Source organism: Asaia spathodeae NBRC 105894 (assembly GCF_025994195.1).
Lineage (GTDB): Bacteria > Pseudomonadota > Alphaproteobacteria > Acetobacterales > Acetobacteraceae > Asaia > Asaia siamensis.
Map to the genome: position 1 here is coordinate 102,788 of NZ_BAPY01000007.1, position 17,459 is coordinate 120,246.

9 protein-coding genes are annotated in these 17,459 nt (G+C 59.7%); 8 read left to right on the plus strand and 1 reads right to left on the minus strand.

Features of this window, described 5'->3' with window-relative positions; genetic code table 11:
- Positions 1-436: 436 nt before the first annotated feature.
- From AA105894_RS07325 to AA105894_RS07340, 4 genes are all read left to right on the plus strand, one after another.
- Positions 437-3,133: a Hint domain-containing protein gene (locus AA105894_RS07325; protein WP_267311142.1), complete on the plus strand. Its 2,697-nt coding sequence runs from the start codon at positions 437-439 to the stop codon at positions 3,131-3,133.
- A 245-nt stretch (positions 3,134-3,378) separates the two neighbouring features.
- Complete coding sequence (locus AA105894_RS07330; protein ID WP_267311143.1) at positions 3,379-4,341, plus strand: bile acid:sodium symporter family protein; 963 nt, start codon at positions 3,379-3,381, stop codon at positions 4,339-4,341.
- 159 nt (positions 4,342-4,500) lie between these two features.
- Complete coding sequence (locus AA105894_RS07335; RefSeq protein WP_267311144.1) at positions 4,501-5,676, plus strand: mechanosensitive ion channel family protein; 1,176 nt, start codon at positions 4,501-4,503, stop codon at positions 5,674-5,676.
- A 202-nt stretch (positions 5,677-5,878) separates the two neighbouring features.
- Positions 5,879-6,778, plus strand: a complete 900-nt coding sequence (locus AA105894_RS07340) for a sugar phosphate isomerase/epimerase family protein (protein WP_267311145.1) — start codon at positions 5,879-5,881, stop codon at positions 6,776-6,778.
- A gap of 22 nt (positions 6,779-6,800) precedes the next feature.
- Here AA105894_RS07340 and AA105894_RS07345 read toward each other — a convergent pair whose 3' ends face one another.
- Positions 6,801-8,483: a Na+/H+ antiporter gene (locus AA105894_RS07345; RefSeq protein WP_267311146.1), complete on the minus strand. Its 1,683-nt coding sequence runs from the start codon at positions 8,481-8,483 to the stop codon at positions 6,801-6,803.
- Between the two features lie 95 nt (positions 8,484-8,578).
- Here AA105894_RS07345 and AA105894_RS07350 point away from each other — a divergent pair, with 95 nt between their 5' ends.
- The 4 genes from AA105894_RS07350 (at position 8,579) to AA105894_RS07365 (ending at position 17,457) form a co-directional block, all read left to right on the plus strand.
- On the plus strand, positions 8,579-9,847 hold the full coding sequence (locus AA105894_RS07350) for a metallophosphoesterase family protein (protein WP_267311147.1): 1,269 nt from the start codon (positions 8,579-8,581) through the stop codon (positions 9,845-9,847).
- A complete protein-coding gene (locus tag AA105894_RS07355; protein ID WP_267311148.1) occupies positions 9,844-13,233 on the plus strand; it encodes an ATP-binding protein in 3,390 nt (1,129 codons plus the stop codon). The genes AA105894_RS07350 and AA105894_RS07355 overlap by 4 nt, the downstream gene beginning before the upstream one ends.
- 10 nt (positions 13,234-13,243) lie before the next feature.
- Entirely contained in the window at positions 13,244-14,074 is an 831-nt protein-coding gene (locus AA105894_RS07360; RefSeq protein WP_267311149.1) for an SDR family NAD(P)-dependent oxidoreductase, read from the plus strand.
- Positions 14,075-14,154: 80 nt separating this feature from the next.
- Positions 14,155-17,457 (plus strand): efflux RND transporter permease subunit, encoded by a 3,303-nt coding sequence (locus AA105894_RS07365; protein ID WP_267311150.1) that lies wholly within the window; start codon positions 14,155-14,157, stop codon positions 17,455-17,457.
- Positions 17,458-17,459 lie beyond the last annotated feature (2 nt).

Genomic DNA, 17,459 nt, shown 5'->3' on the forward strand with positions numbered 1-17,459 from the left:
CGACGAAACCTAGCGAGAGATATTACAAAATTTGACCGTTACAGATGTCCATATTTGTATACAAATTTGCGCGCGTTTTTCTTTCCAACACATCGATCGATATAACGATAATTATGGGCATTTAACAGAATAATATCTATCAATAATATATTTCAGTAATCAATGCATAAAAACAAAGAATTATTTATTAATAATAGACTAATTTCACGATAAACCCGACCTCATCCGAAATCGCTCGCATTACGACATATTGGGAAAAGATTTTGTCATTAGATTATTTTGTGACGCTTGTTTGTATAATCCCAACCCAGTCCGGGGAATCCTGACTTTCTCGACAAAATATTGTCGGGACCGAAAAAATAACAATAAAGAACAAGCTGGGTCCTAAAATTCTACTTGTTATCCGCCCTTGCGGTTTGAGAATGGAGAATAAGAAATGGCCGACGTCACCTCGAGCGTTACAGCAAACGCAGCCAGTGCTTCAGTGACGCCAAGAGCCACCACGACTACGCTCTCGACAGGCGTCTGGTCGGCCGTCAAATCAGGAGACGCAACGGTATTTGTGAGTGGCACTGTTACTGTGTCGGGTCCTGTGATTCTCGGAGCAGCAACGCTGAACGTGACCTCAGGTGCCGTCGTCGACGGTCTGGTCCAGACAAAGGGCGGCATTATCAATGTGCAAAATGGCGGTATTCTGCGTAATTCGACCCTGACTGACGGTACGACCAACATTATGAGTGGCGGACTGACCTCGGGCAATATCGGCGATTCGCAAAAAACAACCATCAGTGCCGGTGGTAGCTCGGTCAATGATCAGTTCAAGGCCGTTGCCGGAACAGCTGATACGGTGACCGTCATGAATGGCGGTTATATAACGGGCGCCGATCTAGCTAATACAACGATGACAGCGTCATCTGGCGCGAAAGTTGGAACATTCACCAGTCATGACGGCGGCACGGTCTCCATTGCCAATGGCGCCTCCGTCGGCACCGGCACGACGATAACGCAAAATATTGCGACTGATGCCCAACGCTACAAACAGGCACTGCTCAACGGAACGACCTGGTCTGCCGTCAACGTCAATGGCACCACAGTCTACCAAAGCGGTGGCGTGACCGTCTCGGGACCCATTGTTCTCAACGCAAATACAGCACTCGTTATCACATCGGGCGCCGTGGTATCTGGCCTGCTGGGAGCAGCCGCTGGCGGTAATCCCCGCATCACGATCATGAGCGGCGGCACACTCACTGACTCCACAGTCAACGCAGGCATCGTCGTCGTCAGCGCGGGTGGATTGACCTCAGGCAATCAATTCAACGGAAACAGTGTAACATTCGCAACCGGCGCAAAATCGCAGGACGATCAGTTCTACGTTGCCGGCACAAACGCAAACACGGTCACAGTGCAGAGCGGTGCTTCAGTGTCCGGTGCGATTGTCGACGCCAACATGAACCTTAATGCTGTCAATGGTGCCACCTTGAACGGTGTTGTCGTCGGGTCGGGCGGGCGCGTCACTTCTGGTGGCGTCGCAGTTACTTCCAATACAAGCTCGGTGACAGTAGATCCGAGCCATGTGACAAGCAATACGCTCTTTTCTGACGGCAATATCACGGGTGGTACGTGGTCCGCCGTCAACATCGGCGGCACGACTTATTATCAGAGCGGTACAACCAGCATCACCGGCCCTGTTTTCCTTACTGGCGCGAACCTCTACATTACCTCCGGTGCGACAGTCGATGGCATGCTGCAGGCCCAGTGGGGTTATCCGACCATCACCGTTCAGAACGGCGGCAAGCTGCTGAACTCCACCCTGAATAACGGCTACGTTGTTGTGCAGTCTGGTGGCTATATGTCCGGCAATAACGGCAACTCCGCCAATGTCGTCATCTCTTCCGGTGGCAGCTCGGTCAATGACACCTTCTACACGACCTATGGCGGTAACGACTCAGTCACGGTGGCGTCGGGCGGCTATATTGAAGGCCCGTCGATTTCCAACACTACGCTTACAGTGTCGAGCGGTGCGACACTGGTGCAGCCATTGAATGTGGGCTCCGGTGGTATTGCCAATATTGCTGGTGCTTCCGAGGCCTGCTTCCTCGCTGGCTCGATGATCCGCACACCCACTGGTGAGATCGCGGTAGAAGATCTGTCGATCGGCGATGAAATCCTGACCTTCGACTCCCGTACCGGCGCTACAATCGCCCGTCCCGTTACCTGGATTGGTGGTGGCGAGATCCATGCCAGCCGTGTTCTGGCCGCCGATCTTTCCGGCTTCCCGATACGCGTGCTCAAGGATGCCCTGGGAGATAACGTCCCTCACAAGGACATGCTGGTGACGGCAGAGCACTGCCTCTATCTCGATGGTGCTTTCGTGCCGGTGCGCATGCTCGTCAATGGCCGCAGCGTCTTCTACGACATGAGCGAGACCCGCTATCGTTATTATCATGTCGAGACTGCCGAGCATTCGGTGATCTGGGCAGATGGCGTGCTGACAGAAAGCTATCTCGACACGGGCAACAGCCTTCGCATGGACAGAGACGACACAGTGGTGCGCCTGCCGAAAAAGGGAATCACCTGGCAGAGCCATGCGGCAGCCCCGCTCATGGTGGATCGTTCTGTCATCGAGCCGCTTTCCCGCAGGATCGAAGCCCGTGCGGCCCAGATGGGTGTGGCGGCAAAGACCAGTCAGCCTGAGTTGACCACTGATGCCGACCTGCATCTTGTGACGGCAGGTGGCAAGGTCATTCGTCCGGCGCGGCAGAGCAATGGCCACACCATCTTCATGGTGCCGTCTCACATGACGAAATTCCGGCTTGTTTCCCGCACGAGCCGACCCGTCGATACGATTGGCGCCTTCGTCGATGATCGTCGTGAACTCGGTGTTCTGGTCGGTGAGATGAGTGTGTTCACTGCACAGGGCAGCGTGCAACTGACCGATCATCAGAAAATCGCAGCGCTCAAGGGCTGGGCTGCTCTGGAAAACGATCAGTCCAGATGGACGACGGGTAACGCCGAGATCACGCTGGACATCGACCTTCCGGTCGGCGGCAGTATTCTCTCGGTGCAGGTCCTGGCCGCTGGCCCCTATCTTGCCGACAAGGATGAAGTGGCCTGCTATCGCATCACGGCCTGATACACCTTCCGGACCGGGCGGCTTCCTCCGCCCGGTCCGGTCATCCTGCCTGATCGCACCGTCACGCCGAAACGCTCGCTTCCAGCCCGCTTCGAATACACGACGCATTGCTGCTGCCACTCACAGACAGCACCCCGATTATCAGCCCCGATCACGGCCTTGCGACTCCCGATCGCGCCCACTCCCCGCAATAACCCGTCATGGCCTCTTGCCAAACCATGGCTTTGCGGTGGAAATCGCTCCCCATGCGCAAACTCGACCCTTTCCTGCTCAGCCTGATTGCCGCCATCGTGCTCGCGACGTTCCTGCCCTGTCACGGGCTGGGCGCAACGCTGCTGACCCATCTGACGACGCTTTGCATCGCCATCATGTTCTTTCTGCAAGGCGCACGGCTTGAACCCACAGCCGTTCTGGAAAGTGTGCGCGACTGGCGTCTGCAGGGCAGCGTGCTCGGCTGCACGTTTCTGATGTTTCCCGTGCTCGGTATCGTTCTGCACGCGCTCATGCCTGGCCTGCTCAAACCCGACATGTGGCATGGCGTGCTGTTTCTGTGCTGCCTGCCCTCGACGGTGCAAAGCTCCATCGCCCTTACCTCGATCGCGCGCGGCAATGTGCCCGCCTCGATCTGTGCGGCAACGCTCTCCAATCTGGCGGGTATCGTCGCAACGCCCATTCTGGTCGCGCTTATCGTTCAGCGCGGCAATGTATGGTCCGGCCACGCCATCATAGACATCGCCACCCAGCTGCTTCTGCCTTTCGGGCTGGGCCAGCTTCTGCACACACGTCTGGGCGACTGGGCACGACGCAACAAGAAGCTGCTTTCACTCAGCGATCGCGGATCGATCATTCTCGTGGTCTATACGGCCTTCAGCCATGCCGTAGTGGAAGGCATCTGGCATCGCGTCTCGGTGCCTGATCTGCTGATTACGGCATTGTTCGATACGGTGCTTCTGGCACTGGTTCTGTTCCTGTCTCGCGGGATCGGACGTTTTGCCGGATTCAGTGAAGCCAGCAGCATTTCGCTCATGTTCTGCGGGTCGAAAAAATCCCTCGCAACCGGCGTGCCCATGGCCAATATCCTGTTCCCCGCAGCCGCAGTCGGCACGGTCGTGCTGCCGCTCATGATGTATCACCAGATCCAGCTTTTCATCTGCACGCTGCTCGCAAGACGCTTTGCCGCGCGCCATACCTCCGGCGAAGAAGGCTGAAAAACCTTTTCTTACGGCTCTTTCATGGGAAACGCCTGAGGAGTCAGCGGTTAAACCCCTGACTGGGGCGCCTGGAGAGATCATGCACAGGTGACATTCTGACGCCCCTCCCGCAAAGCGTCAGGAGAGACTGTGATCAAGCAAGACTATGTACACTCCATGTCGAGGCTCCTCGCATGGTTCGACTGGCTGCCGCCCTCACTCGCCTCCACCCTGCTTCTCTGTGCCGCCGCCCTGTTCGCGCTGCTTTTCAGCCGCCTGATCACCGAAGCACTTCCCCGCCTGCCCGGCCTGCGGCGTATCGCCTTCATTCACGAGACGATCGCCCGGCTGCAAAACCATGTCCGCCTGCTGCTGATGATTGTGGCGGCCAGTGCTGCCCTGCCTGCCACGACGGGCTTTACGCCGAAGACCATCCAGTTTCTGGCCCATTTCTTTGTCTTTGCCTCGATCATCACCATCGGGTTCGGGCTGATAAAGGCCTTTCGTTTCGGCACGGATAAATATCTCGACCGCATCGCCAACCGTGCGCAGGTTGATGATATCACCGTGCGCTCGCACCAGACCCAGATTCGCATCCTGCGACGCCTGATCGAAATCACCTGCGGTGTCATTACTGTGGGTGCGGCGCTGATGGTGTTCGAATCTGTCAGACAATATGGCGTCTCGCTTTTCGCCTCTGCCGGTGCGGCCTCTCTCGTCGTGGGTCTTTCGGCCCGCCCGGCCCTGTCCAACCTGATTGCTGGCATCCAGATTGCCATCACCCAGCCCATACGCATGGAAGACATGCTTATTCTCAATGGCGACTGGGCCTATGTGGAAGAGATCAACGCCACCTATGTCGTGCTGCGCACCTGGGACCGCAGACGCTATATCGTGCCGATCGCCTATTTTCTCGAAAACCCGTTCCAGAACTGGACGCACAGCTCGCCCTCTCTCATCGGTTCGGTGTTTCTCTGGCTGGATTACCAGACACCCATGGACGAGGTACGGCGCCTGTTCCATGAGGAACTCAAGGCTTGCGAAAACTGGGATCACGACATGAATTCGGTCGGCTGCCAGGTTGCCGACAGCAATGCCCAGGTAATCTCGATCCGCCTGATTGCGGGCGCCAGCGATGCCAATGGCATGTGGAATCTCTGCTGCGATCTGCGTGAGCGCATGCTCAAACGCCTGCGCGAAGATCTGCCGCAATCCCTGCCGCGTGGTCGCACCGCCATCGTACCCGGCGCCGCCGACGAACCTGCCTGGCCAGACTCACTGGTCTCGCCCCCCGTCAACCGTCCAATGAGCGGCAGCCAGTATAATGGTCCGGATATCCGTCCTGCGCGGTAATATCTGCATGACCGCATAAGCTCTACAGGGCGCGCGAGACACCTTCCAACCCGCACGCCCCCGCCGGCACGAGTCCCCTACTGATGGTTTTCAATCAATTTCACGCATAACAGCGTGTGGCTGAGGCTCTAGACGAAAAGGCGACCAGGCCGGACGAAACACCTGTCAGGTCGGCCTCACCTTTGTCGAAGGGAATTGCCCGGTGAAACTGGTTCTCGACCCCTATATGCAACGCCATCTCACCCTGCCGGAAATTGCCAGAACGGTTTCCGGCTATGGTTTCGACGGTATCGAACTCTCGCCGCGCGCCGATTTTCTGGACTGGTGGGTGATGCCGCGCGCCACGTCGCAGCGTATCCGTGATTTCAAGGCTGCCTTGCGCGACCACGGCACCGAGCTTTCCACGTTGCAGCCCATGTATCGCTGGTCGAGCCCGATCGAGGAAGAACGTCAGATCGCCATGCGCTACTGGAAGCGCGCCATCGAGATTGCCTCCGAAATGGAGTGCCCGCTCATGGTCTCCGAATTCGGGCGTGGCACCTCGCCCGAACGGTCTGCGGGACTGCCACCCGGCGTTGCGACACCGGAAACCTGCGAGGCAGCCTTCTGGCGCTCCATGGATGATCTCGTGCCCGTTCTCGAGCGTGCAGGCATCACCCTGTCTCTGGAACCGCATCCGGAAGACTGGGTCGAAACCTTCCATCCTGCCATCGATATCATCCGCAATATCGGCTCGGATGCGGTCAGAATGTCCTATATCGTGCCGCATACCTTCTTCTACGGCGAAGACATGGCTGCCATGCTGCGCGAGGCGGCGGATATTCTTGTTCATATCCGCGTGGCCGATACATTCGACCACCGCAAATCCTCGGAACTGCGCTACATCGTCAACCCGCCGGGCGCGCGCGTGCGGGTGCATCAGCATCTCGATATCGGTCAGGGCGAAATCGACTGGACGGTCTTTTTCGACACGCTGGCAGAGATACGCTTTGACGGCGTTCTGTCCTCCTGTGTCTTCGCCTGGGAAGAGCGTGCGGAAGACTCGTCACGCTTCATGCTCGATACAATGCGGCGCGAACTGAACAGGCGCCGTCTGATCTGACCCGCCCCCGCCCAGGCTGGGCTCAGATATCCTTCGGCAGGCGCTGGACGCGCGAGCGCAATAACTGCTCCTCGAAATCCAGCTCCTGCTGCAATTCCCATTCCGTCTGGTCGTTGATCCCACGCTCGACAAACAGGTCATGCAGCGTCTGTCGCTGCGCGCGCAGAACAAGCAGGCGCGTTGCCAGTTCGAGCCGCTCGCGACGCAGGGCAAGCTGGCGGTTCATCAATGTGGAGTGATGCGATTCATCAATCTGGCTCAGCCGGTTTTCATAGCTCTGTGACAGACGATCGATCACATCATGCTTGAGTTCCCTGTCCTGCACGCTGCTATCGGCCGTGTCGGGTGTCTGGAAACGTTCGTCGTGCAGAAGGGTGATTGCCGTGCGCAACAACCTCTGACGCGCCATGATTTCTTCCGAGGCGTAGCGATCCATGCCGGGGTCAGGCAAAAAGCGGATGCAGAGCGGCATAAGCAGCCCGGCACCGACAAGGGAAATAACAATCACACCCGCCGCAACCGTAATCAGCAGATCGCGTGATGGAAACGCCCCCAGTTCACTCCCCACCGCAGGCAGGGACAGAACAGCTGCAAGCGTGACCGCACCGCGCACCCCGGCAAAGGTCAGCAGCAGCGAACTCAGGAAACCTGGCCAGGCAAAGGGCTTTTGCGTCCAGCGCGCCACGCACCAGCGCCGCAGGATGGACAGCCATATCCCGATGAAGCGCAGCGTCGTCATGATGAGATAAACCGCGCCGACAAGGGCGACGAGCTGCAGCAGCGATACCTGGCGCTCACGCGCCATTGCCATGCCGCCCTTCACCAGAGCAGGCAGTTGCAGGCCAAGCAGAAGAAAGATCAGGGCGTTGAAGATGTAGTTGACCATGCCCCAGACCGTCGTGGCCTGAAGGCGGGTGGCGGTATTCGTCTCCTCGATCATGCCCATCGTCTTGATGACCATGCACGCCGCGACAGAGGCCAGAATGCCCGAGCAATGCACCGCCTCGGCCACGATATAGGTCACGAACGGCAGCAGGATCATCAGGGTGATCTGCAAGGGCGGATCGTCAAACCCGCGACGCAGCAACACACGGTTGAGCCGCGCCGAGACATAGGCAATGAGCGCCCCGATGGCCATGCCACCAAAGGCAACCAGCAGAAACGCGTCAAAAGCCTGACGATAGGAGAATTCGCCCGTCAGCGCCGCTGCCGTCGCAAAGCGAAAGCACACCAGACCCGACGCATCGTTGAAAAGCGCCTCGCCTGAAAGAACATGGATCATCCGTTCGGGCACATTGCGCCCGGCCATGAGACTCGAGACTGCCACCGTGTCGGTGGGGGAAAGCGCGGCGGCGAGCGCGAAGCAGCAGGGCAGATCGAGTGTCGGTATCAGCCAGTGAATGGCGTAGCCGCAGCAAACCGTACTGAACACCACAAGCCCGAAAGCCAGAAAGAAGATCGTGCCCCGCAATTCGTGAAACTCACGCAGCGGCATGCGAAAGGCATCCGCAAAAAGCAGCGGGGGCAGAAAGACCAGCATGAACAGATCGGGGCGCAGCCCGATCTTTACTCCCAGCAGGGCAGCGCCGATCCCCAGCACGATCTGGATCAGCGGCAGCGGAATCGCATTTTTGACCAGGCGGATCAGCAGACTGCTTGCGGCGGCCAGCACGAGAAGAAAGAGAATATGATCTGCGGGTATCATGGCTTCGGGGCCCGCGTGTGGCACGACATGAGGATAGGAACAGCCTTCGTTATTCGCCCGGCGCACGCCTTTGCAAAATGCGCTAGAATAGCGGGATGAGCTCCTTTCGCTTTCTGCACGCGGCCGATCTCCATCTTGATAGCCCACTCAAGGGGCTGGAGCGGCATGACGATTTGTCCATCGACCGCATCCGCTCGGCATCACGCCGCGCACTCGACAATATGGTCGATGCCGCTATCGAGCATGATGTCGCTTTTGTCGTGATTGCAGGCGATCTTTATGACGGCGACTGGAAGACCATCAGCACCGGGCGCTACATGGCGACCGCTCTTGGGCGCCTGATCGCGCATGGCATCAGGGTTTTCCTGCTGCAGGGCAATCACGACGCTGCCTCGGTGCTCACTCGCGACCTGCCGCTACAGGCCGGCATAGACCGTTTTCCTTCCCCCCGCCCGGGCAGCTTTCTGATTGAAGACCTCGGCGTGGCCCTGCATGGGCAGAGCTTCGCCAACCGGCATATGCCCCATGACATGACCCCCGCCTATCCGGCGCCCGTACCCGGCTATTTCAATATCGGCGTCCTGCACACCTCGCTTTCGGGCCATGGGCAGCATGAAACCTATGCCCCCTGCGCGCCCGAGACATTGCGTGCCAAGAACTATGATTACTGGGCGCTGGGCCATGTGCATGAGCGCATGATCCTGACCGATGGCACCCCCATCGTCTTTCCCGGCGTGCTTCAGGGCCGCCATATCCGCGAGACGGGCGAAAAAGGCGTCGTACTGGTTTCCGTAACCGATCATCGCATCGACTCGATCACCCCCATCGCCTGCGATGTGGTGCGCTGGCACGCTGCGCGTTTCGATTGCACCGGAATCGAGAATTTTTCGGCCTTCGAAGACCGGCTCGGCGCCTTTCTGCGTGACATCGCCCACATGCATGAAGGGCATCTCTGCGTGATGCGCCTGACAATAGCGGGGACAACTGCGCTGCATGACACGCTCAAGCGTCAGGGCCAGACTCTGCGCGAAGCCGTGCAGCATCTGGCCGCCATGAGCGGTGGTGAGATCGAACTCGAAAAACTTCTGCTCGACACCACCCCTGTCGCGACACAGACCCGATTGGCGCCAGATGAGGGCGATGGTTTCGCATTATCCGGCCTCGTGCATGAGGCTGCCAGTGATGAAACCCTGCTGAAATCGATTGGTGAGGAGCTCGATTCCTGTCTCAAGACGCTCAATCTCGGTGAGATTGCCCCTGATTCCCTCCTCGACCGCATCAACCGTCGCGACTGGGCCTCTATCCTGCCCGAGCTGAACGAGGCTCTTTGCGACAGGCTGTCGGGCAAGGGAGACGCATCATGAGATTTGGCTCGCTCGATCTCATCCGCTACGGCAGTTTTTCTGACCGACATTACGATTTTGCGCCCAGTCCCGCTGACCTGCACGTGCTGCATGGTGCCAATGAGGCGGGCAAATCGACCATGCTCGCCGCGATTGGCGATCTGCTTTTCGGCTTTCCCAATCTCAAATCGCAGGACTGGCTTTTCGACGCCCCCCTGCTGCGCGTCGGTGCCAGTCTCGAACAGGGCGATACCCGGCTCGATGTCGTCCGCAAACGCGGGCGCACGCAGACGCTGCTCGCCCCTGACGATACCACGCCACTTGATGAAAACGCCCTGCTTCGCTGGCTGGGCGGTGTCGATCGTACGGCTTTCGAGCGCATGTGGAGCCTCGACCATCAGCGTCTGCGCGCCGGTGGCGACGCCATGGCACGTTTTGAGGGCGATCTCGGCCAGCAGCTTCTGGCCGCAGGATTCGGGCTCGAAAACGTGCAGAACGTGCTTGAGGCTCTCGACGCCCAAGCCAGCGCTATCTGGAAAAAAGGCGGTCGCGGCACACAGCTCAATGAGCTGAAAAAGGAATTCGATGCGGCGCGCAGCCAGTTGAGCACCGCCGAAAGCGCCCGCTCAACCTGGACCTTCCTCACCAACGAGGCCAGCGCACTCGAGAGCGACCGCCTGAGCCTTGAGCAGCGTATCACCGCCCTGCGTCAGGAGCGCAGCCGGCTGGGAAGACTCAAACGGCTCAGATCGGCACTGACCCGTCTCGATGCGCTCAACGATGCACTGAACGCCACACCCGCCCCGCTCCTCACCTTGCAGGAACATGAAAGTTTCGAGCGCCTGCTGCGGGGCTGGGTCGAAGCGCTACAGAAACGGGCTGCCCTGCAACAAGACCATGACGGGCTGGTCGAAACCCGTGCGGGCTGCCAGCCTGATCTCGTTCTGCTGGCGCAGGCAGGAAAAGTTCGCGACTTCAAAAGCCGGTTCGAAGCGCTCGGCCCTGAGCGCCTCGATCGCGAAGAGGAAGCCAGCCTGTCACAGCTCGAAGCCGCGTTGCAGGCACAGGGCCATACCGGGACAGCAGAAGAAATCCTGTCGCGCCTGCCGCAGGAGAGCCTTCTTGAAAGGCTGCGCCCTCAGGCAAAAGCCCATGATGCGCTCACCCTGCGTGAGACTGAATGGCGCCGGAATCATGAAGCCGCGCAGGAAAGACTGGCCCGCGCCGAGGCAACACGCGGCACGGCCAGGGCAGGCGATCTGCGCCCCCTGCAGATCGCCGTGCAACAGGCCGAGGCTCTGGGAGATATCGACAGCACCGTGACTGCCCTCGGCCGTGCCTGTCATGAGGCAGAAGCAAGGATGACGCAGTCCCTGCGCGATCTGCTGCCCTGGAAAGGCACCCCGGAAGCGCTCGGCATGATGGCCCTTCCCGAACCCGACTTTCTGGAACGACAGAAGGAGATCTGGCGCGAGAGGCAAAAAGCCGTTGTTTCTGCCTCGGAAGCGGCTCAGGCCCTGGGCGACACCAGAGACCGCCTCCTGCTCGACAAGGCCCAGCTTGAACAGCGCGACATCATCTCGCACGCCGCGCTGAGCCAGGAACGCGTCCGGCGTGACACCCTGTTTGACGCATTGATGACTGCCCCCCACGATGTCGACAAGCGGGCAGACTATCTCGCATCACGCCTCACAGCCGATCAACTCGCCGATCGCCGCTTCGACGATGCCGAGGAATCGGCGAAGCTGACCCAGATCGAGCAGGCACTCGAACGTTGTATTCTGGAACTGGCCCAAGCCGACTCACGACGCGATATCCTGCTGCAGGCAGAGCAGGAAGCCGCGCGCTCATGGCAGGACGAAGTAGAAAAACGGGGCCTGCCGATCTTGCCACCCGATCGCCTGACAGGCTGGCTGGAGCTCAGGCACAAGGCGCTTGAGGCGCAGGCGCGTCATCAGGCCGCACAGGCCGATCACGATGCCGCCTGTGCCCGCCGGGCCGCCATGCTCACGACCCTGCGTGAACTTCTGCCTAATCTCGCAACGCGTGATACGCTTGCCGACAGTCTGATCGAAGTCAGAATGCATTTGCGCGACCGCGAGAAAGAGGCCCAGCGCCTCGCCGAGCGCGAGACGGAGTGCGATCTGGCCCGCCGCGAGGCGCTGTCAGAGCAGCGCAAGGGTGAGGCGCTTTCTGCCGAGCGGCAGGCGCTGCTTGCGCGCTGGACCGGGACACTCCCCGGCACAGAACCGTGGCCGTCGGAAAAAGTCGAAACTCTTGAAGACGCGCGCAGAAAGGCCAGCATTTTGCTGGTTCGGCGTGCAGCCCTGACAGCACGCAAAGCCGATAGCGCCGCCCTAGAAGAGGCTTTCCGCCATTTCATGGTGGGTCTCGGTCGGGGGGAGGCCCTCGCTCTGGCAACAGCTGGTGCAGCAATGGCCTCACTGCATGAGGCCCTGCTGAAAGCACAGCTCGACAAGACACAAGCCGATCTTCAGGATGCCCGGATCAGGGAGCATGCCGAAGCCTGTGCCCTTGCCGACACCAAGCTCGACGCACTGCGCGCCACGTTCGCGCCCTTTATGCAGAAACTTGGGGTCACCGAAATCGAGACCATACGCCCGGTTCTCGATGCAGAAATGCGTCACTATCGTGATCAGGAAGAGAAGACGCAGCTCGAACGACAGATCATCGACCATTCAGACGGGCTCGATCTGGCCCAATTGCAAGAGCAGGCGAAAGACACCGACCCCGCTCTGACAGAAACCCGTCTCGGTGCCGTCGAGAGCGAACAGGCAGAGCTTGAGCGCCAGCGCGATGCGGCCTTCTCGCGAAGAGGCGAGATCAGGGCGTTGCTGCGTGACATCGAGAAGGACGAGGCAGCGCTGAGTGCCGCTTTTGACATCGAGTCCTGTCGCGCCAAAATGGCACGCGCTGCCGAGGAATGGGCAACCTCCCGCATCCAGTCGCTGGTACTCACCCATGTGGCAAAACGTCAGAGGCTCGAGAACACCAATCCTCTTCTGAAAGCAGCAGAGACGATCTTCGGTTCACTGACATGCGGGCGCTATCAGAAGCTCGTCATTTCAGAGGATGGCCGGGCACCAGAGCTTGCAGGCATGCTGCGAGACGAGAAAATGGTACGCCCCTCGGCCATGAGCGAAGGCACGCGTGATCAACTCTATCTGAGCCTGCGCCTTGCTGCGCTCGAACAGGCACGGGCACGCGGCGTCACCCTGCCCTTCATTGCCGATGACCTGTTCATCACCTTTGATGAAAACCGTGCCGAGGCCGGTTTTGCGACATTGGCCAGAATCGCGCAGCATCAGCAGATTCTTTTCCTGACCCATCACGCGCATCTGGCCGAAATGACGACGCCATTTGGCGCCACGCGTCACAGCGTGTAAGCCCAAAGGCATGAATTACGGGACGATCTTCATCACCGGGGCGGCTTCCGGTATCGGGCGTGCCCTCGCCGTCGCCCTCTCTGCGCCAGGTCGCGCGCTTCATCTGGCCGATTGCCAGCAGAATGGCCTGGAAGAGACAGGCGCAGCCTGTCGGGCAAAGGGTGCCGAAACCTGTCTGACCTGCCTTGATGTGACAGATCAGGACGCCATGACCCAGTGGTGTACCCAAGCCGCCGACCGACCGGTTGATCTGCTGCTGGTTTGCGCCGGTGTAACCGGCGGTGTGACTGCCCTGGAAGGCGACGGCGCCGCCTTTGAAAGCATCGAGCAGGTTCGGCGCATGATGGCCGTCAATCTCGATGGGGCCCTCAATGCCATCCTTCCCATGATGGCACGCATGCGCGCCCAGCCTCTGCGAAAGGCCGGTCGGCTCGCCCGCCAGCGGGGGCAGATCTGTGCCATCGCCTCGGTTGCAGGGCTCGTTTCCTATCCCGGCACACCTTCCTATTCCGCCTCTAAAGCGGCGCTCGACCGCTTTCTGGTGGCCAGCGGCGCCTATAGCCGCCGGGCAGGTATTCACCTCTCCAGCGTCTGCTGCAGCTTCGTCGATACCCCCATGGTGGCGCAGAACCGCTTTCCCATGCCGGGGCTTTCGAGCGTGGAACGTGCGGTCGCGCAAATCCTGCGCGGTCTGGCGCGTCGCAAGAGACGGATCATTTTCCCCGCCTGGCTGGTTCTGGGCTCGCGTTTCATGGATGTGCTGCCCGTGCGTCTGGCCGAGGCCTATTACACGCACCAGCCCACAGGCCGCCCCGGCTCGATGCCGCCGCTCGACCAGTAGCCACGGTCAAAATACGAAAAGATCAAGACAAGAGCGTCCCGGGCTACGTATTCCGGTAAAAACTTTGCTATGAAGACGAAATGAATTTCTGTCGTCTCTTCATCATGCGTCCCGTGGCGACGATTCTGCTCGCCCTTTCGCTCCTGGCGGCAGGGGCCATCTGCTATCCGCTGATGCCCGTCGCAAGCCTGCCCGATATCGGTTCATCGACAATCAATGTCGAGATCGAACAGCCCGGCGCCAGCCCCGAGCAGATGGTCAGCTCGGTCACCACGCCGCTGGAACGCTATCTCGGACAGATTGCCGGGGTGAAGCTGATCGAATCAGACAGTGAAAATAGCTTTGCCTATATCCGCATCGATTTTGTGGAATCCCGCAATATCGATGGTGCCCTGCGCGATGTTCAGGCGGCGCTGAGAGCCGCACGCGCCGACCTGCCGCAGGGGACGCTCGACCGTGACCCGTATGCCTACAAGGACGACCCGACTTCCCAGCCGGTCTATCTTCTCTCTCTGACCTCAGACGTCATGACGCTGCCGAAGCTGTTCGACCTTGCCCAGATCAGGGTCAAGCCGCTTCTGGCGCAGATCAAGGGCGTAGGCCATGTGCAGGCCGTCGGCTCTGCCGCCCCCGCCGTGCGCGTGGATGTGAACCCCTATGCGTTGTACAAATGGGGCGTAGGCTTTGAAGACGTTCGACAGGCCCTTGCCTCGGCCAATGCCAACACACCCAAGGGCTTTCTCGATTCCGGCGGCCAGCGCCTCATGCTGGAGACAAACGACCAGGCCGAGGATGCAGCGCAATATCGCGATCTGATCATCGGCTATCGCAACAACATCAACCCGATCCGGCTTTCTTCTGTCGCCGAGGTCAGTGACAGCGTTCAGGATCTGTATCAGGCGGGGTATTTCAACAACAAGCCTGCCATTACCCTGATCGTTCGCGGCCAGCCCAAAGCCAATACGGTCAAGATCGTCGATGCCGTCAAAGCCCGCATGGCCACGCTGCGTGCGGTTCTGCCACCCGGCGTCGAGATGGATACGGCCATCGACCTCTCATCGAGCATCCGTGCCTCACTCGATGATACGCAGCTGACGCTCGGCATCTCGATCATTCTCGTGATCGGCGTCATTCTGGTGTTTCTGCGCCGCCTGCGCTCGACCATTATTCCTGCCGTCACCGTGCCCATCGCGCTGATCGGCACGCTGGCCGTGATGAAATGGCAGCATTTCACCCTCGATATCATGTCGCTCATGGCGCTCACCATCTCGGTGGGCTTCGTGGTGGATGACGCCATCGTGGTTCTGGAAAACATTGCGCGCCATATGGAAGCCGGCATGGACCGCATGAGTGCGAGCCTGAAAGGCTCGTCGGAGATCGGCTTCACCGTGCTCTCGATCACGGCCTCTCTGGTGGCCGTCTTCATTCCGCTGCTGTTCATCCCCGGTCAGGTTGGCGCGATCTTCTACGAATTCTCGATGACCATCGTCTCGGCGCTGCTCATCTCGCTGGCCCTGTCACTGACCCTCACCCCCATGATGTGCGCCTACTGGCTGGATGTCGAACATGAAGAGCCAACCGGGCCAGGGCTGCGTGACCGCACCTTGCGTCTGATCGATTTCGTGCTCGATGGCATCATTGCCCTTTACGCCCGCACGCTGCGCGTGGCACTGCGCCATCACATCCTGACGGCGCTGACCCTGCCTCTGAGCTTCATCGTACTCGTCACCTCGATTGTGCTGATGCCCAAGACGGGCGTCCCGGCGCAGGATATCTCTCTGGTGGGTGGCTCGATCAGCGGTGACGACACCATGTCGTTCTCGCAGATCACCCGGCGCATCCATTATGTCGGTGAGGTCATGAAAGCTGACCCGGATGTTCTGTCTGTCACCAGCTGGAACAACAGCAGCAGCGATGGTCAGCTTTTCGCCCGGCTGTCTGACAAGCGTACCCGCACACGCACGGATGTGCAGATCGTCGACAGCATACGCAAGAAGCTGGGCGATATGCCCGGCCTGCGTACCTCGTTCTTCTCGGCGGGCGATCCCAATGGTGGCGGCGGTCAGCATCGTAGCGGCGCCTATCGTTACGTGCTGCGCGACCAGGATCCGGTCGAGCTCAAGCTCTGGGTGCAGCGTCTTGCCGCAAAGCTGCGCAAGAACCCGATGATGACCACGGTCACGACCAATGTCGAAGGCCATGGCGCCTCGGTACACGTCAAGCTGCGCCGCGACACCGAGGCCCGCTATCTGGTCACGCCACAACTCGTCGGCAATGTGCTCTATGATGCCTATGGCCAGACCGTGGCGTCACGCATTCATACAGACATCACCACCCATTCCGTGGTGATGGAAGTCGCCCGCGCCTATCGGGAATCGCCTGAGCAGCTTCGCAGCGCCTGGATCTCGACCGCTTCAGGCACCCCCTCGGGTGCCGTGCGCTCGAACCAGATCCGTGTGAAAACCACCGGCAGCAGCTCGGCCTCGACCGCGACACAGCTCAGCGAGGCCTCGCTGCGCAACGCCATCGCCAACCAGATCACGGGCAACAACTCCAATGGTTCGGCAGTTGCCTCTTCTGTCGAGACCATGATCCCGCTCATCAACGTGGCCGATCTGGTGATGGAGCCCACCCCGATGGAGATCGACCATCAGCAGGGCATGACCTCGACCGCGATCAGCTTCGATCTGATCGATGGCAAGACCTATGAAGACGCCCGCAAGCTGATCGAAAGCACGATGACAGACATGGGCGCGCCGCCCGGTCTGACCGGCGAGTTCTCGGGCCTTGCGGGTGAAACGAAGGACATGCTGGTCAATGAGCTTCTGGCTTTCGTCGCCGCGCTTTTCGCCATGTATATCGTTCTGGGCGTGCTCTATGAGAGCCTGATCCACCCCTTCACCATTCTCTCCACCCTGCCCTCAGCCGGTATCGGCGCCATTCTCGGGCTCTGGATCGGGGGCGAGTCGTTCAGTCTCATCGCCATGATCGGCATGATCCTGCTTACAGGCATCGTGAAGAAGAATGCGATCCTGATGATCGACTTCGCGCTTTATGCCGAAAAGGAGCTGGGCCACACGCCGCGTGAAGCCATTTACGAGGCCTGCCTGACGCGGTTTCGCCCCATCCTCATGACAACCCTCGCCGCTGCGCTCGGCGCTGTGCCGCTGATGGTCGGGCATGGATACGGGTCGGAAATGCGCCGACCACTCGGCATCGCCATTGTTGGCGGCATGCTCATCAGCCAGTTGCTGACACTCTACACCACCCCTGTCGTCTATCTTTACATGGACGCGATCGGTCGTTTCGGCACACGGTTGTGGCACCGTTTTGTGCCCAGGCGCTCCGCTCCGCTCACAGCCCCGCTCCCTTCTGAAAGCTGAAA